This is a genomic window from Algibacter agarivorans (assembly GCF_039543245.1).
Taxonomy (GTDB): domain Bacteria; phylum Bacteroidota; class Bacteroidia; order Flavobacteriales; family Flavobacteriaceae; genus Algibacter_G; species Algibacter_G agarivorans.
This window is the reverse complement of the sequence record NZ_BAABJJ010000044.1, coordinates 42,405-63,198: the sequence shown is the minus strand read 5'-3', so window position 1 is coordinate 63,198 and position 20,794 is coordinate 42,405. Positions and strand designations below refer to the sequence as shown.

The 20,794-nt window shown below is 33.0% G+C and carries 12 protein-coding genes; all 12 read left to right on the top strand.

What is annotated here, in order from left to right:
- The first annotated feature begins 44 nt into the window (after positions 1-44).
- The 12 genes from ABD935_RS15285 to ABD935_RS15230 all read left to right on the top strand — a co-directional run bounded on the left by ABD935_RS15285 (position 45) and on the right by ABD935_RS15230 (position 20,781).
- Positions 45-2,948, top strand: a complete 2,904-nt coding sequence (locus ABD935_RS15285) for a DUF4091 domain-containing protein (RefSeq protein WP_345193519.1) — start codon at positions 45-47, stop codon at positions 2,946-2,948.
- A gap of 33 nt (positions 2,949-2,981) precedes the next feature.
- Positions 2,982-3,632, top strand: coding sequence for a sugar-binding protein (locus ABD935_RS15280; protein ID WP_345193517.1), 651 nt, complete (start codon positions 2,982-2,984; stop codon positions 3,630-3,632).
- Between the two features lie 204 nt (positions 3,633-3,836).
- On the top strand, positions 3,837-4,745 hold the full coding sequence (locus tag ABD935_RS15275) for a nucleotidyltransferase family protein (RefSeq protein WP_345193515.1): 909 nt from the start codon (positions 3,837-3,839) through the stop codon (positions 4,743-4,745).
- Position 4,746: 1 nt separating this feature from the next.
- Positions 4,747-5,829, top strand: a complete 1,083-nt coding sequence (locus tag ABD935_RS15270; RefSeq protein ID WP_345193513.1) for a phosphotransferase enzyme family protein — start codon at positions 4,747-4,749, stop codon at positions 5,827-5,829.
- Entirely contained in the window at positions 5,826-6,752 is a 927-nt protein-coding gene (locus ABD935_RS15265) for an NAD-dependent epimerase/dehydratase family protein (RefSeq protein WP_345193511.1), read from the top strand. The genes ABD935_RS15270 and ABD935_RS15265 overlap by 4 nt, the downstream gene beginning before the upstream one ends.
- 20 nt (positions 6,753-6,772) lie before the next feature.
- Positions 6,773-8,086 carry a sugar MFS transporter gene (locus tag ABD935_RS15260; protein WP_345193508.1) on the top strand — a complete coding sequence of 438 codons (1,314 nt, stop codon included), beginning with the start codon at positions 6,773-6,775 and terminating at the stop codon, positions 8,084-8,086.
- 29 nt (positions 8,087-8,115) lie between these two features.
- Positions 8,116-10,044: a glucosamine-6-phosphate deaminase gene (nagB, locus tag ABD935_RS15255; RefSeq protein ID WP_345193506.1), complete on the top strand. Its 1,929-nt coding sequence runs from the start codon at positions 8,116-8,118 to the stop codon at positions 10,042-10,044.
- A 17-nt stretch (positions 10,045-10,061) separates the two neighbouring features.
- A complete protein-coding gene (locus tag ABD935_RS15250; RefSeq protein WP_345193504.1) occupies positions 10,062-10,502 on the top strand; it encodes a hypothetical protein in 441 nt (146 codons plus the stop codon).
- On the top strand, positions 10,444-11,835 hold the full coding sequence (glmM, locus tag ABD935_RS15245) for a phosphoglucosamine mutase (protein WP_345193502.1): 1,392 nt from the start codon (positions 10,444-10,446) through the stop codon (positions 11,833-11,835). The genes ABD935_RS15250 and glmM overlap by 59 nt, the downstream gene beginning before the upstream one ends.
- A gap of 136 nt (positions 11,836-11,971) precedes the next feature.
- The gene (locus ABD935_RS15240) at positions 11,972-16,030 is read left to right on the top strand and encodes a two-component regulator propeller domain-containing protein (RefSeq protein ID WP_345193500.1); all 4,059 of its coding nucleotides are present in this window, start codon (positions 11,972-11,974) and stop codon (positions 16,028-16,030) included.
- Between the two features lie 163 nt (positions 16,031-16,193).
- The gene (locus tag ABD935_RS15235; protein ID WP_345193498.1) at positions 16,194-17,753 is read left to right on the top strand and encodes a GEVED domain-containing protein; all 1,560 of its coding nucleotides are present in this window, start codon (positions 16,194-16,196) and stop codon (positions 17,751-17,753) included.
- Between the two features lie 28 nt (positions 17,754-17,781).
- Complete coding sequence (locus ABD935_RS15230) at positions 17,782-20,781, top strand: SusC/RagA family TonB-linked outer membrane protein (protein WP_345193496.1); 3,000 nt, start codon at positions 17,782-17,784, stop codon at positions 20,779-20,781.
- Positions 20,782-20,794: the final 13 nt, after the last annotated feature.

The window sequence follows — 20,794 nt, the reverse complement described above, 5'->3', positions numbered from 1 at the left end:
ATTAATAAGAAATGTTGTTTAGTTTTATAGTTATTCTAGATTTTATGAAAAATATTTTAGTAAGTATAGTTGTTGCTTTGATAGGCTTTAGTGCCACGAGCCAAACTATCAACGGTTCTTTTGAATCAAAATTTAAGAGGTATATAAAAAATGAAAGCTTTACAGGAACCCCGGCACAGGTATGGGATGTGGTAGCATGGAAAGGAGAACGTATCAATAAGCAAATAGTTCTGTGGAGTGATACAGATGTTAATAGTATTAGTTATTCTATTAGTGACTTATCTAGTGATCTAAATCAAATAGCAGCTTCAAATATTCGACTTCGTTTTGGAAGGTATGTAAAAGGGGATCCTGAGGCTAGAAGTTGTTCACAATATCCAACGCACCCCACTTTTGTGGAAATCGCAGACGCACTTTCTAGTGATGAATTAACAACAATGACATCTTCAGACCCCATAAAACTATGGTTAACTATTGATGTTCCCAGCTCAACAATTCCAGGAAATTATTCAGGAACCATTACAGTAAACGGAGGTTCTTCACCTTTTATTTTTGCAATAAATATTACGGTTGTAGATTATGCATTGCCTACTGTTGCCAATTGGAATTTTCATTTAGACATATGGCAATTTCCTATCAGAATTTTAGAACATTATAATGCGTCTAATCTAGATAGTCAAATAATTATTTGGTCTAATGAACATTTTGCTTTGTTTGAACCTGTATATAGATTGTTAGCCGATGGAGGACAAAAAGCAATTACCACATATATAAAAGATGGTGCATTGGGTGCTGAGTCTATGGTAGAGTGGATAAAAAAAACAGACGGTACATGGGAATATGACTTTACAGTATTTGATCAGTATGTAACCTCATTAATGTCCTGGGGCATTACCGAACAAATTGATTGTTTTTCTCCTGTTGGTTGGAATGAAGAAACAATTTCTTACTGGGATGAAACAACTGGAACAACAATAAATTTAAACGCTCCATTAAATTCAAATACTTATAGTTTAAGATGGGATGATTTTTTAACAGCTTTTAAAATACACTTAGATAACAAAGGGTGGTTTGATAAAGCTATACTTTATTTAGATGAAGTTTCTGAAAGTAAATTAAATGATGTAGAAACAGTGGTGCATAGTAATAATCCTAATTGGAAATTAGGAATTGCATATTCACATGGGTTATCCAATGCTACAAAAGCAAATTTTTATGATTTATCAGGTATTTTAGAATCCGCTTCAAATGATGGAATTTCAGAAAACAAAATATCAACTTTTTATACGAGTTGCACACAGACTCAACCCAATAATTATATAACTCCTGAAAATAGCCCTGCAGAAATGACTTGGATGGGTTGGCACGCATTTAATGAAAATTACGACGGCTATTTACGCTGGGCTTTTGATAATTGGACAAAAAGTGATCCTTTTGATGCTAGGGATGGTTCACATACAGCAGGAGATTTTTCTATGGTATATAGAGCCTCAAATAATTATCCGTCAGAAGTATTATCAAGTATTCGATTTGAGATGCTAAGGGAGGGTATTCAAGATTTTGAAAAACTTAAAATTTTGAAAGCCAACTTAGAAGCTTCCTCTAATCCATACGATCAAGAAGTGTTAAATGGATTGAATACGATAATAGCTAATTTTGATAAAACTAGTGGTTCAGGAGCTAAACAGCTTATCATTCAAAGCCAAAAAGTAATTCAAGATATTGTTCAAGGAACGTTTACTTATTGTAAAGTAAATGGAGTTTCAGATACAAACTATTACGTAAAGTCATTAACTAGTTCAGGAGGTAATAATAATTTAAATTTTTCTGCTAGTCAATATCCAAGTTTTGGTTATGAACACCATACGTTATCAACTATTAATGTACATCCTGAAGATAATTTTACTCTAAGTTTAGTAAATTCAAATGCATCAAATTGTGCAAGAACAAAAGTTTGGATAGATTGGAATAATGATAATGATTTTGATGATTTGGAAGAAGAAATTTTTAACGCAGGGGTTATGGGATCGTGCAGTAATAGCTTAACATATAATATTCCAATAACTGTTCCTATTACAGCGTATCAAGGAGTAAAAAGAATAAGAATTCAAGTTAGAGATGCATCAGAATCAGAACCTGTAGCATGTGGTACAAATGATAAAACAGGAACTGCTGATTTTGATTTAGAAGTCTTAGATCCATATTGTCCTGTAACAGGTACAGGAGTTTATAACGCTAATAAAGTACTTACTGAAGGAGGAATTACAAATATTGACTATGCAGGCTCTAGAGGATCAAATAACTATGTGAACCGTGAAGATAAAATAACCATATCTCAAGCTCAAAGTTTTAATCTTTCAGTAACAAACTCTAATGGATGGTCTCGTTCAATAGTCTGGATTGATTGGAACGGAGACAATGATTTCGAAGATATTGATGAGCAATTACCACCACTTAGCCCTGAAAAAGTAGTCGTTGGAACAACGCCAACCTATACTATCAATATAACTGTTTCAGAAACAGCTAAACTTGGTATTTCAAAAATAAGAATTGTTACCGGAGATGCTTGGACTTATGAAGATTCTGCCTTACCAAACACTCCTTGCGGAATTCCAAGCCCTGATGGAACGCTTGAAAACTCAGCAATTAAAGACTTTATTATAGAAGTAACGTCAAGTTTAGGAATGGAAGTGCCAAAAGACAATTCGCTTTTAATATACCCAAATCCAGTAAAGACAAAATTTAGTATTAATTCATTACTTCTAAATAATAATGAAGCAAAAATTCATATGATTAATAGTGTTGGACAAATAATGTATTCAAAAAAAATAGATTCATTCCAATCTCCTCAAACAATAGCACTTCCTAGCACATTGGAAAACGGATTATATGTTTTAATGATTAATTCGTTAAGCCGTGTTTTTACTAGCAAATTAATTGTTAATTAAAAATAAGTATCGGTATTAATCTTAAAAGAGAATATGTCAAAAGTATATTGTGTAGAGCTTTTAAAAAAAGGTCAATTAAATTTTAAGAATAAAGATAACAGTAAACTTTGGTCAAAGGCAAATGTGTTAGAAGAATTTGTTTCTCCATGGGATAAACATAGCATATCTAAGATAGTTTTTAGGGCATTATGGGATTCTAAAAATCTGTATTTTCGATTTAAGGTCTATGATCCAGATTTATATATTGACACCACTGATAATTCAAAAAGTAGTATTAATAATTCTGATAGAGTAGAACTCTTTTTTAGGTCCGATAAAAACATGAATCCATATTATTGTTTGGAGATAGATCCAACCCCTAGGATTATGGATTTTAAAGCAGGACCAAACAAACAGTTTGATTTCAATTTTAGCTGGCCATTGGGTGATCTTGAAGTTTTATCCTCAATAGAAAAAACACATTTTATAGTAGAAGGTGCAATTAGTATCAAATCTCTTGTCGCATTTGGCCTGTTGAAAAATGGACAGATAGAAGCGGGTATTTTTAGAGCAAAATATAATAAACGGAAAGACGGAAATTATGAACCTACTTGGGTAACCTGGATAAACCCAATGACGGAAACCCCAAATTTTCACATAGCTTCATCTTTTGGAATATTGAAATTTGAAAATTATCCTTATTAGGAAAAGTGAATAGATAATTTTATTGTTCCAATTAAAACTACACTAAGATTATCTTTCTAAAGAAGACATCTCTTTTTACTAAAACACCTACCCTTTTTTGCGGAAATGAGGCATGTTTTCTAGTGTCATACACCCGAACTTTGCTAAAGAAAAACAACCTACTACCTAATTGAAAATTATAAAAGTAAAGAGGAATATATCACTATGAATAAAAATAACCCAACACTTGTAATATTAGCAGCCGGAATGGGAAGTCGTTATGGCGGCCTTAAACAAATTGATTCTTTTACTCCAGAGGGAGATACCATTATTGATTTTTCACTGTATGATGCGCTTCAAGCTGGTTTTGGAAAATTTGTGTTTATTATCCGAAAAAGTTTTGAAAAAGAATTCAAGGAAATATTTAATAAGAAATTGGAAGGTAAGGCAGAAGTTGCTTTTGTATATCAGGAACTAGAAAATGTCCCTGAGAAATACATAAACCCAGAAAGAACTAAACCTTGGGGTACGGGTCATGCGCTCCTAATGGCCAAAGATGTGGTTAAAGAAAATTTCGCCATTATAAATGGAGATGATTTTTATGGTAAAGAGGCATTTGAAGTAATGGCTAAATCCTTGTCTGGAAAAGATAAAGATTCCTATGATTTTAATACTATGGCCTATTTGTTGAAAAATACCGTATCCGATTATGGCTACGTGTCTAGAGGTGAATGTCAAGTAAATGATAAAGGCTATTTAGTAGATGTCACTGAACGCACACATATAGAGAAAATTGACGGAAAGTTAATGAGTAAGAACGATGATGGTAAATTTATCTCTATAAATGAAAATACTATCGTCTCCATGAATTTTTGGGGGTTTACTCCTAAATGTTTTGAGTTTGGAGGGCAATTATTCGAAGCCTTTTTGGAGGCCAATACGGAAAACTTAAAAGCAGAATTTTATTTACCATCCATTGTCAATGATATATTGAAGTCTGGAAAAGCAAGCGTAGAGGTGTTGAAGTCTGATGCAAAATGGTTTGGAGTCACTTATAAAGAAGATAAGGCTATTGTTCAAAAAGCAATAGAGCAACTGAAAGCTAATAAAGTATATCCTAAAAACCTTTGGTAATATGTTAGAAGAGCAATTAGAATATGTATTCGGTCAATTTGAACATAATGGAACATTTAAATCTTGTAAAGAATTGGCGTCTGGTCATATTAACGACACTTATTTGATTGAAACTACTAATAAACCATTTTTTGTTTTGCAACGTATCAATCACGGTGTTTTCAAAGATGTACCTGGACTCATTGAAAACAAGGTGGCAGTAAGTCGTCATATTCAGAAAAAACTAGAAGGCGCTTCAAAGAAAAAACAAGAACGTGGTGTGCTTGCCTTTGCAAGAACAAAAAACGGCAAGGCTTATTATCAAGGGAAGGAAGGGAATTATTGGAATTTAATGTACTTCATTGATAAAAGCATAACGTATGAAACTGTTAAAAATGAAGAAATTGCTTATGAAGGAGGGAAATTAATAGGGAATTTTTTGTCCCTTACAAATGACTTTGACGCTAATCAACTGGTTGAAGTGATTCCTAAATTTCATGATATGTCTTTTCGTTATTCTCAATTTGAAGAAGCGCTTAAGGTAGCTTCAAAAGAAAGGTTGGCTGTTTCAAAAGACTATATAAAAATCATAGAAGAATCCAAAGAAGAAATGCATATTCTCCAGGTATTAAAAGAGTCTGGTGCAATAAAAACACGTGTTACCCATAACGATACTAAAATATCAAACGTTCTTTTTAGTAAAAAAAACAAGGGGATATGTGTTATAGATACAGATACCGTAATGCCTGGAATTATACATTATGATTTTGGAGATGCCATCCGTACCATTTGTAATACTGCAGCCGAAGATGAAACAAACTTAGAGTTGGTTGAGTTTAATACAACATATTTTAAGGCATATACGAAAGGTTTTCTGAAACACATGAAATCATCGATAACACCTTTGGAATTAAAGTATCTGCCACTAGGTGCCAAAACAATGATATTCATTATGGCCTTACGATTTCTAACAGATTATTTAAACGGAGACATTTATTACAAAATAAAATATCCTGAACATAATTTAGATAGAGCAAAGAATCAATTTAAACTGTTGGAGAGTTTATCACAACAACTATCAAAAATCGAAAATTACAAGGGATGAAAAAGTACATAGTTACAGGGGGAGCAGGATTTATAGGAAGTCATATTTCAGAATACCTTCTGCAAGCGGGGCATCAGGTCACGGTAATTGATAGCCTAAGAACAGGTTTTGAGAAAAATCTAAAAGGTATGAATGTAAGGTTCTTTGAAGAGGATATTAGAAACAAAAAACTCGTTGATAAAATAATTACGGATACAGATTGTGTTTTCCATTTGGCTGCCTTAGTTAGTGTCCCAGAGTCACTTTTAAAAATTAAAGAATGTATTGAAATAAATACAATAGGTACTATCAATATTTTGGAAGCCGCTAGAAAAAACTCAAATTGTAAAGTTGTGTTGTCTACTTCTGCGGCAAATTATGGTAATAACCCAATATTACCTAAGGTTGAAACCATGTTTCCAGAACCTATGACGCCCTACGCCATTACAAAGCTAGATGGTGAGTATTATTTGAAAATGTATTTTAATCATTATAATTTACAAACGGCTTCATTGAGATACTTTAATGTTTTTGGTCCTCGACAAAACCCAAAGTCGGCATATGCTGCTGCAGTACCAATTTTCATAAACAAAGCTTTAAAAAATGAATCCATTACTATTTATGGAGATGGTTTACAGACTAGAGATTTTATTTATGTGAAAGATGTGGTAAGAGCAAATATTTTGGCTTCAGAAAAAGGTAATGAAACCTATAACGTGGCTTTAGGCCATAGTACTTCTATATTGGAACTCGCTCAAAAAATAATTGAAATAACTAATTCTAAATCCGAAATTCAATTTTTGGAAGAAAGAGCAGGAGATATTAAACATTCCCAAGCAAACCCAAGTAAGTTTAACCTATTAGGGTTTAAACCTCAGTATACAATTGATCAAGCTTTGATTGAAACCATAGCGTTTTATGAAAATGAATTATTAGTGAATTAGTATTAAAACATTAAAACAATATGCAAAAGTCAAGTAAAACCAATCTAGTCCCCATAGCTATAATAGCAGGTGTGTTTTTTATATTCGGGTTTGTAACCTGGATTAATGGGGCGTTGATACCCTTTATGAAAACCATAAACGAGTTAACAGATGCACAGTCTTATTTAGTAGCTTCGGCATCCTACATTTCATTTGTTTTAATGGCGTTGCCAGCTTCTTATATATTAAATAAAATTGGCTATAGAAAAGGGATGTCTTTAGGGCTTATGATTATGGCAATAGGTGCCTTGGTTTTTATCCCAGCAGCAGAAGCCAGAACCTATTGGGTTTTTTTATCTGGAATATTTATTCAAGGTATTGGGATGACGCTTTTACAAACAGCTGCCAATCCGTATATCACCATTTTAGGCCCTATAGAGAGTGGAGCTAAGCGAATAGCTATCATGGGAATTGCAAATAAAACTGCGGGAGCACTAGGGTCATTAATTTTTGGTGCGTTATTATTGTCTGGAATTGATCAAGTTAAAGAAAAACTGGGAAATGCTACATTAGAAGAAAAAAATGTGCTTTTAGATACTATGGCTGATAGTGTTTTTGTGCCATATGTAGTTATGGCTATTGTTCTTTTCGTCTTAGGAGTCTTAATTAGAAAAGCACCTCTTCCACATGTTGAAGCAGCAGCAGAAGACGAAACAGAAGCAGGTAAAAGCACAAAAACAAACATTTTTCAGTTTCCACATCTATGGCTAGGTGTATTGACGTTGTTTGTATATGTTGGAGCAGAAGTTATTGCCGGAGATACTATTATAGCTTATGGCATATCATTGGGATTTACTGGAGAAGAAGCAAAATTCTTTACTACCTATACCTTATTAGCCATGGTAGCCACCTATGCTTTAGGCGTGTTTTTAATTCCTAAGTATGTTACACAAACCACAGCTTTAAAAGTTAGTGCCGTTTTAGGAATTATATTTAGTTTATGTATTTTGAATACCTCAGGATTTACTTCGGTATTATTTGTAGCCGCATTAGGTATAGCAAACGCCTTGGTGTGGCCTGCTATTTGGCCATTAACACTACAAGGCTTAGGGGAATTTACAAAAACAGCATCAGCCTTATTGATTATGGCTATTTCAGGAGGGGCTATTATCCCACCTTTATATGGCAGGATAGTAGATGCCAATAAGCATGAATTATTGAATAAAGGGCTGCAAGAAGCAGATGCTATGGCAACAGCTGCAACAAGTAGTTATTGGATTTTAATTCCTTGCTATGCTATGATTCTCTTTTTTGCTGTTTGGGGACACAAATTCAAAAGTTGGACCAAAAATTAAAATAATCTCATAATAATAAATAATACATTATGTTAAAGAGTAGTATAGACAAAGCAACTGGATTCGAAAAACGATTTGAAAACATAGGCACGTTAGTTTATGAAAACGCAACAACAGCATCTAAGGCAGTTGCTAAAGAAATATCAGCATTAATCAGGGTGAAACAATCACAAAAGCAACCTTGTATATTGGGATTGGCAACAGGGTCTTCCCCTAAAGGTTTGTATGCAGAATTAGTACGCTTACATAAAGAAGAAGGCTTAAGTTTTAAAAACGTAGTGTCATTCAATTTGGATGAATATTATCCTATGGAACCAGATTCTGTAAATAGCTATGTGCGATTTATGAAAGAACAGTTGTTTAATCATGTGGATATATTACCTGAAAACTATTACGTTCCTGATGGACTTTTAACTAAAGAAGCTATAGCCGATTATTGTGATGCCTATGAAACCAAAATAGAAGCTTTGGGTGGAATAGATTTACAAATCTTAGGAATTGGAGGGAATGGACATATCGGGTTTAATGAATCAGGATCATTACAAAATTCAAAAACTAGATTAGTAGCGCTAGACCATATAACCAGAGTTGCCGCAAGTGGTGACTTTGGTGGTTTAGATAATACACCAAGAACCGCCATTACCTTAGGTGTCAAAAAAATAATGGAAGCAAAAAGAGTCATACTTATGGCTTGGGGAGAAGGGAAGTCTAATATTATAAAAACGTCCACAGAAGGGGGAGTGACGAGTCTTGTTCCAGCATCTTATTTACAGGAGCACAATAACGCCACTTTTATTTTAGATAAAGCAGCAGCTTCAAAATTAACAAGAATAAACACACCTTGGTTAGTTGAAAAAATTGTTTGGACAGATAAGTTAATAAGAAAGGCCGTATTAAGTTTAGCACTTCATTTAAAGAAACCTATCTTAATGTTAACCGATGCCGATTATATTGAAAACGGAATGAGTGATTTACTGGCAGATTCTGGACCTGCTTATAATATTAATATTAAAATATTTAATAAACTACAAAACACCATTACAGGTTGGCCAGGAGGAAAACCAAATGCTGATGATAGTAAACGACCAGAACGTTCAGAACCTGCTAAAAAGAGAGTAGTAATATTTAGTCCACATCCAGATGATGACATTATTAGTATGGGTGGTACTTTTAAAAGGTTACAGGAACAAGGGCATGAGGTACATGTGGCTTACCAAACTTCAGGGAACATTGCAGTTGCAGATGATGAAGCTTTAAGGTTTGCTAGTTTTGTTTGCGATTACAATGACAAATTTGGAATAGAAAGTAAGGATGCTAATACTATTTACGAAAAAGCATCTACCTTTCTTAAGGCCAAAAAATCTAGTGAGATAGATACTGCGGAAGTGAGGTATATAAAAGGGTTGATAAGAAAAGGAGAAGCACGGGCTACAAGTCATTTTATAGGCTTACCAGATAGTCAAATTCATTTCATGAATCTTCCTTTTTATGAAACTGGAACTATTGAAAAAAATCCAATTGGAGAAGAAGACATCCAATTAACTATGGATTTGATAGAAAAAATCAAACCGCATCAAATCTATGCTGCTGGTGATTTAGCAGATCCACACGGAACTCATAAAGTGTGTTTAGACGCTATTTTTGCAGCCGTAAAAAAATTGAAACCTAAAAAGTTCATGAAAGATTGTTGGGTTTGGTTGTACAGAGGGGCATGGCAAGAATGGGGTATTGATGAAATCGAGATGGCGGTGCCTATGGGGCCAGATCAAGTCTTAGAAAAAAGAAAGGGTATTTTTAAACATCAATCACAAAAGGATGGTGTTGTATTTCAAGGGGCAGATAGTAGAGAGTTTTGGCAACGTGCGGAAGATAGAAATAAAGAAACTGCAGATTTATATGATGAATTAGGTTTATCGCATTACGCCGCTATGGAAGCGTTTGTGAGATGGCATTATTAATAAACTGGACGTAGTTAATGGATTCATTGAAAAATAAATTAGAAAAGAATATAAAGGTTTTTAATGCTAAACCAGATTATTTCAATCTTAAAAAAGAGGAAATCATTAAAACGAATGGTGTTTATGAAAGGTTTGTTAATTGGGTTACTGGCGAATTTGATTTAAACCTTAAGCACGAATCAGAAATATTAAAAGTTTATTTTCCAAATGGATGGTTTAGTATCGTAAGTCATAAGAATGAAAATGAACAGGAGGTTATTAAAATTAACGTTAAAGGGAAATCCAAAATAGCTTGTGTGAAGATTATGAGTCAATTGGAGCATATTTATAATCATGTTGTTTATTTTCAACAAGTAAAAATAATTACTGCATTAAATAAATTAAAGAATAAAAAATTAAATGACATTAATAAAATCAATTTCAGGAATAAGAGGGACTATAGGCGGAACGGTAAATGATAATTTAACACCAATAGATGCTGTTAAATTTGGAGCAGCCTATGGGATGTGGTTAAAGCAGCAAAGCTCAAAAAAGGACTTAACAGTTGTTATGGGAAGAGATGCCAGAATTTCTGGAGATATGATAAGCTGCTTAGTTAGTAAAACACTTATAGGTTTAGGAATTGATGTTAAAGATATTGGTTTATCTACAACTCCTACGGTAGAAATTGCTGTTCCGTTGGAATCTGCTGATGGTGGTATTATTATTACTGCCAGTCATAACCCGAAGCAATGGAATGCTTTAAAATTACTGAATGGAAAAGGTGAGTTTTTAAATGGCGAAGAAGGAGAGAAAATTCTAGAAATAGCAGAAAACGATGAGTTTAGTTTTGCTGAAGTTGATGATTTAGGATCTTATAGTGAAGTTGAAGGCTATATAGATAGGCATATAGAAGAAGTTTTGAAATTAGAACTAGTGGATGTTATTGCTATAAAAGAAGCTGGTTTTAAAGTTGTAGTTGATGCTGTAAACTCCACAGGAGGAATAGCTATTCCTGCATTATTGAAAAAATTGAATGTAGAGTGTGTTGAGCTATACTGTGATCCTAACGGACATTTTCCTCATAATCCAGAACCGTTAAAAGAACATTTAACAGATATATCAGAATTGGTAGTAAAAGAAAAAGCAGATTTTGGAATTGTAGTAGATCCAGATGTTGATAGATTAGCTATTGTTTGTGAAGATGGTTCGATGTTTGGAGAGGAATACACTCTTGTAGCTTGTGCAGATTATGTACTAGGGCAATTAAAGGGAGGTGATACAGTTTCTAATTTATCATCGTCAAGGGCTTTAAAAGACATTACAAATAAACACAACGGAAACTACACAGCTAGCGCTGTGGGAGAAGTAAACGTGGTTATTGAAATGAAAAACTCAAAAGCGGTTATAGGAGGAGAAGGAAATGGAGGGATTATTTATCCCAATTCTCATTACGGCAGAGATTCTTTGGTTGGTGTTGTCTTATTCTTATCACATTTAGCTAATTCTGAAACAACTTGCAAAGAGCTACGAGAATCTTATCCTAGTTATTTTATGAGTAAAAATAAAATAGAACTTACTCCTAAAACCAATGTTGATTCAATTTTAAATACAATTGCTGTAAATTATAAAAACGAAGAAATTAATACAATTGATGGTGTGAAAATTGATTTTGACTCCGAATGGGTTCATTTGAGAAAATCCAATACAGAACCTATCATTAGGGTTTATACAGAAAGTGTATCTCAAGAAAAAGCAGATGGTTTAGCAGATAGAATTATTCGAGAAATTAATGAAATTGCGGTAATATAAAATGTTAGCGAAGTTTTGCATAGGTAATCAGGAGTTTATCGTATTTATAAAATATATTTAACCCATTGTTTTTAAACAAATCTTCTTAGTATCTTTAGAATATGGTTAAAAAAACTATCTGAGTTAATTCTAAAAGATGAACATAAGAAGAACATATTTATTTATTAGTTTGGTTTTGATTTTCTGTTTCCTAAATATTAATGGGCAGAATCAAGATATCCTTAAACAAATATCAACCGAACACGGATTGTCGAATAATAGAATTACTTCTATGATTCAAGATGGACTAGGGTTTATATGGGTAGGAACAAAGAATGGACTTAATAAGTATGATGGAGTCAATTTTAAAAAGTACAATCAAAAAAATAGTGGCATTAGCTCAAATGATATCTCTTCACTTCTAATTGATAAAAAAGGTAGAATTTGGATTGGAACAATAGGAGGTGGTGTAAATATTTATAACCCTTCAAAAGATAAATTCCAAGTTTATAAGAATTCTAATGTAAATCAAGATATTATATCATCCAATGATATACATGCTATTATTGAGGATAACCATGGAAACATTTGGTTAGGAAGTGAAATGGGCATTGATCTTTATGTAGAAAAATCAAAAGATTTTAAAACATTTAGGCATCAGGCAGAAAATAAAGGCTCATTAAATTTTATAAGTGTTTGGACTATAATAGAAACTGTTGATAGAAACCTTTTTTTAGGAACATATGGAGACGGTTTGTACACATTTGATATAATATCGGAAAAATTCACTCCAATAGTTCCCAGTTTTGAGAAGGAAGATAATTTGTCTTTAGAATTTATCAATACTTTATTATACGGTAAAGAGGATGAATTGTTAATAGGGACAAATGGTAGTGGTTTGTTGAGTTTAGATTTAAAAACCAATAATTTAACAGGCTTTTTTTCTAGTAATAATAAAGTTGACGCTCCTATTATTAGAACACTTTACAAGGATAGAAATCAAAATATTTGGATTGGAACCGATGGAGATGGAATCATAAGATTAAGCAAAGACAATATTTCAAATCTTAGTATAAAGCAATATGTATATGACAATAGATTAAGAACATCATTATCAAATAATACGGTAAATAATATTTTTGAAGACAATCAATCAAATATTTGGATTGGAACCGCGTGGAAAGGTTTGAATGTCATTAAAAAAAGAGTAAATAATAGTTCGTTTTATTTTAGTGACGGTATGGGTTATAATGCCTCGCCAGTATTATCCGTTTTCAAAGAAGAAAGTATATTATGGATGGGTACTGATGGAAATGGACTTAATAAATATGATTTAGAAACAAAAGAAGTCACAAACTACCACACTTCAATAAAAGCACCGTTAGGAGGAGATTATATTCAACTGGTTAAAAAGAAATCCAATGGGCAATATTGGATTGGGACATTTGCTAATGGATTAATATTATTTGATTCTCAAAAAGGAAAAATAAAGCAGTTTAAACGAGATAATTTAAATGAAACATCACTTCCTTATAATGATGTTAGGGATATTATAGAACTGCCTACTGGAGATTTATGGGTAGGAACTTGGGGAGGAGGTCTAAGCTTTTTAGATTTTAAAACGGAGGTTTTTAAGAATTTTAGGTTTTCAAAAAACAATAAAAACTCGTTAAGTAACGACAATGTTATTTCACTATTGCTAGACAAAGAAGGAGGTTTGTGGATAGGGACACATGGTGGAGGTTTAAATCGATTTGATACTAAAACAAATCAATTTTCAAGTTATAAGGTGTCAGAGCAGGGAGAAAAATCTATAGGGAGCAATTATATTTTTGATTTATTGCTAGATAAAGCTGGTATTTTATGGCTAGCAACCAAGGAAGGCTTAAATAGATTTGATACAAGAACACAGGTTTTTAAGAAATTTGCAGTTGGAAACTCGGCCATTACAAATACTGTCGTGTCACTAATAGATGATTCTTATGGAAATATTTGGATGGGAACTAAAGAAGGCCTTTTTAAATATAATATTAAAACAAATACTATTGAGGAATTTGAGACTGATTTTAATGAGTTTCACGTTAATTCTGTTTGCAAAGATTCTCAAGGTGTATTATATTTTGGAGGAGTTGATGGTGTAATATCGTTCAATCCTAATACCATATTCGCTAACACCGTTAATCCTAAGGTACTTTTTACAGACTTAAAATTATTTGATAAAAGCGTACCAGTTGGAGATCATGAAATTTTGAAAAGAAATATATCAATTGCTGATGAAGTTACTATTAACTATAATCAATCTGTAATTACTTTTGAGTTTTCAGCATTAGAATACCCTTTTAGTGATGCAAACTATCTTGTGAAAATGGAAGGGTTTGAGGATAACTGGAGGGCAATAGGAAACCAACAAACTGCTACTTATACAAATTTGTCGTCAGGAGATTATGTGTTTAAAGTAAAAACACAAAAGAAGAATAATAGCTTGGACGAAGTTGGTTTTTCGGAATTGAAAATAAAAGTACTACCTCCGTTTTGGAAAACCTGGTGGGCATATTTAACTTATTTAGTATTATTCATAATCCTTTTATGGGTTATTAAACATTATACTCTAGCCTGGATAGAAGTTAAAAATAATTTGAGACTTGAAAAACTACAACGAGAACAAGAAGATAAATTACACGAATTAAAGCAACGATTTTTTACTAATATTTCTCATGAAATCAGAACGCCATTAACGCTTATCATTGGTACAATAAATAGTTTAATGAGAAGCAATGTGGATGCTAAGGAGCAAAAACAATTAACTAATTTAAGAAGAAGTACCGGGCGACTGATGAATTTAGTTAGCGAATTGTTAAATATTAGAAAACTGGAAACAGGTAATATTAACTTACACGTAAGTGAAAATGATATGGTGTTTTTTATTCACGAAATTTTCTTAGCCTTTTCACAGCATGCCATTGCTAATAATATTGATTACAAATTTGATAAGCCTGAAAATAAAATATATGTTTGGTTTGATAAGATTCAATTAGAAAAAACCATTTATAATCTTTTAACAAATGCGTTTAAGTTTACATCTAGTGGAGATAAAATATTACTTAGTGTCTTTGAAGATCGAGGGGCTGTTAAAATAGTAGTTAATGATACTGGACAAGGAATACCTAAAGATAAGTTGCCACAAATTTTTGAGAGGTTTTATCAAAATGAGGACGCAATATCTGAAAACTTAGGTTTTGGAATCGGCCTTTCTATAGCTAAGGATATAGTAGAACTTCATTCGGGTCAAATAAAAGTGGAAAGTGTATTAGAAAAGGGTAGTCGTTTTATTATAACATTACCATTGGGAAAAGCACATTTTAACCAAGAACAAATAGCTTCAGAAATAAATGAAGAAGACATTATCTCTAATTATAGTAAAACCACAGCTAATAACTTTGGAGTAAACGAATTTGAAAAGTCCTTGGTTTTAATAGTTGAAGACAATCCTCACTTGTTAGATTATTTAGCAGGGTTAATGTCTCAAAATTTTCAAGTAATTGTCGCTGAAAATGGTAAAATAGGATTGGAGCTGGCAAAAGAAAAAAGTCCAGATATCATTGTTAGTGATGTTATGATGCCAGTTATGGATGGTATTACGCTATGTTCTGAAGTAAAAACAAATATTTTAACAAGCCATATTCCTGTGATTCTCTTAACAGCAAGAACTATGGTGGAGAATATTATGGAGGGATTCGAGATGGGTGCAGACGATTATTTAGTAAAACCTTTTAATGAAGACGTATTAAAAGTTAGAATTAAAAATTTGTTGGCAAGTAGAAAACATTTAAGAGAAAAATATATAAATGAGATTTTACTTAGCCCAAAGGAGATGGCTTTTACGTCTCCAGATCAAGAGTTTTTAACAAAACTTAATGGTATTATTGAAGCTCAGATTGATAATTCAGAATTTAGTATAGAAGAGTTGGCAGCTGAAATGGCTATGAGCCATTCTAATTTGTATAAAAAAATAAAGGCCTTAACAGCTATGACAACGGTTGCATTTGTTAGAGATTTCCGTTTAAAAAGAGCAGCACAACTTTTAAAGCAAGGCAATATGTCTGTAATTGATGTTTGTTTTAAAGTAGGTTATACTGATAGACGCCACTTTAGTCAAGAATTTAAAAAGAAATTTAGCATTACACCCTCTGCGTATGCTAAAGAAAATTTAATCTAAAATAGATATCCAATAGTCATTAAATAACTAATTCCTCTGTAATAGTCTATATTCATTGCGTTTTACGAAAATACCACCCTTTTTTGGAGAGTTCTCAACGTTTATTATTATGATGTTAGATATAAGTTTGTAGTTAAACACCTGAAACATAAACTAATTAATTATGAAGAAAAACAAACTTAAATTAATAATATCAATGCTTGCCTTAAGCATGTTATTGTTTTCTTCTTGTGAAGATGATAGCATTACTGAAGTAGCTTTGAGTGATATAACACTGAGTCAGTCAGAAATGCAATTAAGTATAGAGGAAGTTCAAGCTATTATAGTTGAGGCTGCTCCTGGGAATACTACTGAAAAGGTAACATGGACTTCAAGTGACGAATCGGTGGCTGAAATACAATTTAATGAAGCTGGTTTAGTCGCAGGGATAAGGGGTGTTTCATTAGGGACTGCTATACTAACAGCAACATCTCAAGATGGAAGTATTTCCAAAACTATAGAGGTGGAAGTTATTATTAAAGTAGAGTCTATTGAACTTGAAGAAGAAGCCATTGAAAACAATCCCGCCCAAACTAAGTATAAAGTTATTTTCACTCCTGAGGATGCAACCTATCAAACTGTTATATGGAGTTCTAGTGATTCTGGAGTTGCATCTGTAATAGACGGTGTGATTACAGCTGTAAGTGAAGGTGTGAGCATTATTACAGCAACAACTACCCAAGGAGAGAAAACAGCTTCTGTTGAAATAGTTACTAGTGGAGATCCTCCTATTTTAGGATTACAATATTGTAGTGTGTCTGGTACTGGGAGTTATAACGCAGATACTATTGTGACAATAGGTGCTGATGCCGATATAAATCATTCAGAAGGACAACCAGCAAATAATTATGGATATTATGAAAATGAAATATTAATTGTGCAACCTGGTAATTCGTTTGATTTATCTTTAGTACATTCTAATACTTGGTCTATGTCTTTAGTTTATGTTGATTGGAATGGAGATAAGGATTTTTTAGATGAAGGGGAAATAGTTCAACAATTTGGATTACCCTCACAATTAAATGATGGCCCTTTTGATGCAACTATTAATGTTCCATTAGATGCTGCAATTGGTAAAATTAGAATGAGAATCCTTACAGGAGATGCATGGACTACAGACTCAACAGGAGAACCATGTGGTGAATATGCCAATAGTACAACTAAAGATTTCGATATTGAAATTGGAGGAGTTGCCTATTGTTCGGCAATTGGATCAAAGTCTTATAATGCAGATGAAGTTATAACTACTGGAGGGAATACAAATATTAATCATTCGGGAGGACAGCCAGCTAATAATTACGGTATTTACCCAGAGGAAGTGTTAAGTATCTCCGGAGGAGGAACCTTCAATTTATCAGTAACAAATTCTAATGGGTGGTCACGGTCAATAGTGTGGATTGATTGGAATGCAGATGGAGATTTTGAGGATGTTGGAGAACAATTAACTCCACTTAGTGAACAAAAATTATATTCAGGAGATGATGCCATTGCATATGCTATGGATGTCACTGTTCCAAATAATGCGACTCTTGGAATTACAAGAATGCGAATATTAACTGGAGATGCTTGGGTTTATAATGATGATATAAGCGGATTGGATCCAGATGGTCCAGGGATTCCAATGGCTCCGTGTGGGGAGTTAAATAACAGCACAATCAAAGATTTTATTGTTAAAATATTATAAAAAACAATTAACTAAATAAACAAAGTATATGATGAATCATAAATTAATAACTTTAATACTGTCTTTGTGTATATCATTCTTTGCATTTGCACAAGAAACAATAACGGGCACTATTAAAGCTACAGATAGCCAACCCTTGCCAGGAGTTAATATTTTGCTTAAAGGAACAGGAACTGGAGCAAGTACAGACTTCGATGGGAATTTTTCTATTAATGCACCAGCTAATGGCACTTTAGTTGTCAGCTTTATAGGTTTTAAAACTCAAGAAATAGCTATTAATAGCCAAACAGTTATTGATGTTGTATTAGAAGAAGATTTTGCTCAATTAGATCAAGTCGTTGTAGTAGGATATGGTACACAGAAAAAGAGTGATGTTACGGGTGCTGTTTCTTCTGTAAAGATGTCAGAGTTGCAAAATATTCCTTCTGCAAGGGCAGATCAGGCACTGCAAGGGCAAGTAGCAGGAGTTAATATTGTTAATAATGATGCCTCTCCAGATGCCAATGTATCAATAAGAGTTAGAGGTGTTACTTCTATTAGTGGAGGAAGTAATCCGTTAATAATTATTGATGGTGTACAAGGAGCCAGTTTAAAGGATATACACCCAAATGATATTGCCTCAATGGAAGTGCTAAAAGACGCATCTGCTACGGCTATTTATGGTTCTAGAGGTGCAGCTGGAGTGATATTGATAACGTCTAAAAAGGGTAAGAATAAAAAACCACAGATTACCTTTAACTCTTATACTACAATGCATCAGGTACGTGATGAATTAGATTTAATGGATGCCTATCAATATGCGGTTTATAATAATGATAATAGAGCTGCCAGAGGATTACCATTGCCTTTTACCAATCAAGAAATTGAAGGTTTCAAAGTTAATGGAGGAACCGATTGGCAAAAGGAGATATTTAGAATGGGTATTTCTCATAACCAACACTTAAATGTTAGTGGGGGTAATGATGATATTGTTTATAGTATTTCTGGAGATTTTTTGCAAAATGACGGGATTATCATAAATTCATCCTATAAAAAATATTCAGTTCGTCCAAACATAGGTTTTAATTTCCTTGACAAGAAATTGAAATTTAATTTAAATAGTTTTATATCATTATCTAAAAATAATCCAGTACCCTTAAACACGAGAGACCGTGAAGGAAGCCCAGTGTATTCTGCTACGTTCTTTCCTCCTACAAAACCTGTATATCTTGGTGATGGTACATATTCGCAACCTGGAGGAGGTGTAGGTTCTAATACTGAATATAATCCTGTAGCCTTAGCCTTGGAACCTGCAAGAGATAACTATTCTAATCGTATTAATTTTAATCCAAGTATAGAGTACTCCATAATTGAAGGGTTAAAACTTTATGTTTCCGGAGCATACTTGGTTGTTGATGATGAAAATAATTTTTATTATAATGAAAAAGTTGTTAATGGAGTAAATGCAGATAGAAAAGCATCTATTACTGATAGTAAGTTTACAAGCTTCCAAAACACAAACCTTTTAACTTACGAAAAGGATCTTAACGACAAACACAGTATTAAGCTTACAGGGCTTTTTGAGCAACAAAAACTTAAAACAAGCATCAATTCAGCCAGTGCTAGTGACTTTTTATCAAATTCAACAACTTATAATAATTTAAGTTTAGGAGCTGTTCCCGGTATTCCTTGGTCAAATCTTACTGAACGTTCTTTACAGTCGTTTATGGGTAGAGTCAATTATTCATATGATGGTAAATATGCTATTAATCTAACAGGAAGGCAAGATGCATCATCGGTTTTTGCGGAAAATAATAAAACAGCATTTTTCCCTTCAGTAGGAATAGCTTGGAATGTTTCAAAAGAAAATTTCCTAATTGATTCTAAGCTTATTAATAATTTAAAATTACGTGGGAGTTATGGGGAAGTTGGAAATCAAGGAATAAGTCCATATGAATCGCTTGCGCAACTTACAACTGGAGCCTTTTTTACTTTCAATGGAAATGATTTAGCACCCGGTGTAGCATTATCAACTAGTGCACCAAATCCTGATTTACGCTGGGAAACAACAGTACAGTTAAATGTTGGTTTAGACGTAAGTATGTTTAATGGGCGTTTATCATTATCAGCAGACTACTACAAAAAGAATACTACAGACTTACTGCAAACCAGAGCATTATTCCAAGCATCAGGGTTTGCAACACAGTTAATAAATGCAGGCGAAGTAGAAAATAAAGGGGTTGAATTTGTGTTGTCAGGAAAACCTATAGTTTCAGATAAATTTAAATGGGATACAACCGTTACGTTTTCTATGAATGAAAATAAAGTAATCGCTTTAGATGAAGGTGTTAATGAAATTAGATTAGGGAATGCTGGTTTACCTGGTTTTGATGATGCTGTTTGGCTACAGGTTGGAGAACCTATAGGCCTAATAAGAGGAATAGAATATAATGGCGTATGGAAAAGTGATGAGGCCGTTTTAGCCGCAGTTTATAATCAAACACCAGGATCTCCAAAATATGTAGATCAAAATAATGATGGGATAATTAATGGAGACGACTGGACAAATATTGCCAATACGCTTCCAGATTTCACATATAGTTGGATTAACAATTTTAGTTATAACAACTTTAGCTTAAATCTATTGATAATTGGGTCTCAAGGTAACGATATATACAATTTAGGTAGTTCTAGGATAAATAGTGTGAATAATTTGAATGTATGGACACCAACGAATGAAAACACTAATATTCCTGCTCATAATCAACTTGGTAGTATTGCTAACTCAAGTCGTTGGGTAGAAGACGGATCTTATTTGCGTTTAAAAAATATTACTTTGGGTTATAATCTTCCTGAGAAAACAATTCAATCTTTAGGTATTGGTTCGTTACGCTTTTATTTAACAGGAACTAATTTAATTACTTTAACGGATTATACAGGTTATGATCCAGAATCAAATTCAAGTAGCAGTGATACCTTTAGAGGTATAGATCACTCATCATATCCATCACAGAAACAATTTACTTTAGGGTTAGATATAACATTTTAATAAAAAATTAGAA

Excerpts from the sequence above, each read along its gene's own strand:
- ABD935_RS15235 (WP_345193498.1), top strand. The coding sequence starts at position 16,194 with ATGAAGAAAAACAAACTTAAATTAATAATATCAATGCTTGCCTTAAGC.
- ABD935_RS15230 (WP_345193496.1), top strand. The coding sequence starts at position 17,782 with ATGATGAATCATAAATTAATAACTTTAATACTGTCTTTGTGTATATCA.
- glmM (WP_345193502.1), top strand. The coding sequence starts at position 10,444 with ATGACATTAATAAAATCAATTTCAGGAATAAGAGGGACTATAGGCGGA.
- ABD935_RS15275 (WP_345193515.1), top strand. The coding sequence starts at position 3,837 with ATGAATAAAAATAACCCAACACTTGTAATATTAGCAGCCGGAATGGGA.
- ABD935_RS15250 (WP_345193504.1), top strand. The coding sequence starts at position 10,062 with ATGGATTCATTGAAAAATAAATTAGAAAAGAATATAAAGGTTTTTAAT.
- ABD935_RS15260 (WP_345193508.1), top strand. The coding sequence starts at position 6,773 with ATGCAAAAGTCAAGTAAAACCAATCTAGTCCCCATAGCTATAATAGCA.
- ABD935_RS15280 (WP_345193517.1), top strand. The coding sequence starts at position 2,982 with ATGTCAAAAGTATATTGTGTAGAGCTTTTAAAAAAAGGTCAATTAAAT.
- ABD935_RS15270 (WP_345193513.1), top strand. The coding sequence starts at position 4,747 with ATGTTAGAAGAGCAATTAGAATATGTATTCGGTCAATTTGAACATAAT.
- ABD935_RS15240 (WP_345193500.1), top strand. The coding sequence starts at position 11,972 with ATGAACATAAGAAGAACATATTTATTTATTAGTTTGGTTTTGATTTTC.
- ABD935_RS15265 (WP_345193511.1), top strand. The coding sequence starts at position 5,826 with ATGAAAAAGTACATAGTTACAGGGGGAGCAGGATTTATAGGAAGTCAT.
- nagB (WP_345193506.1), top strand. The coding sequence starts at position 8,116 with ATGTTAAAGAGTAGTATAGACAAAGCAACTGGATTCGAAAAACGATTT.
- ABD935_RS15285 (WP_345193519.1), top strand. The coding sequence starts at position 45 with ATGAAAAATATTTTAGTAAGTATAGTTGTTGCTTTGATAGGCTTTAGT.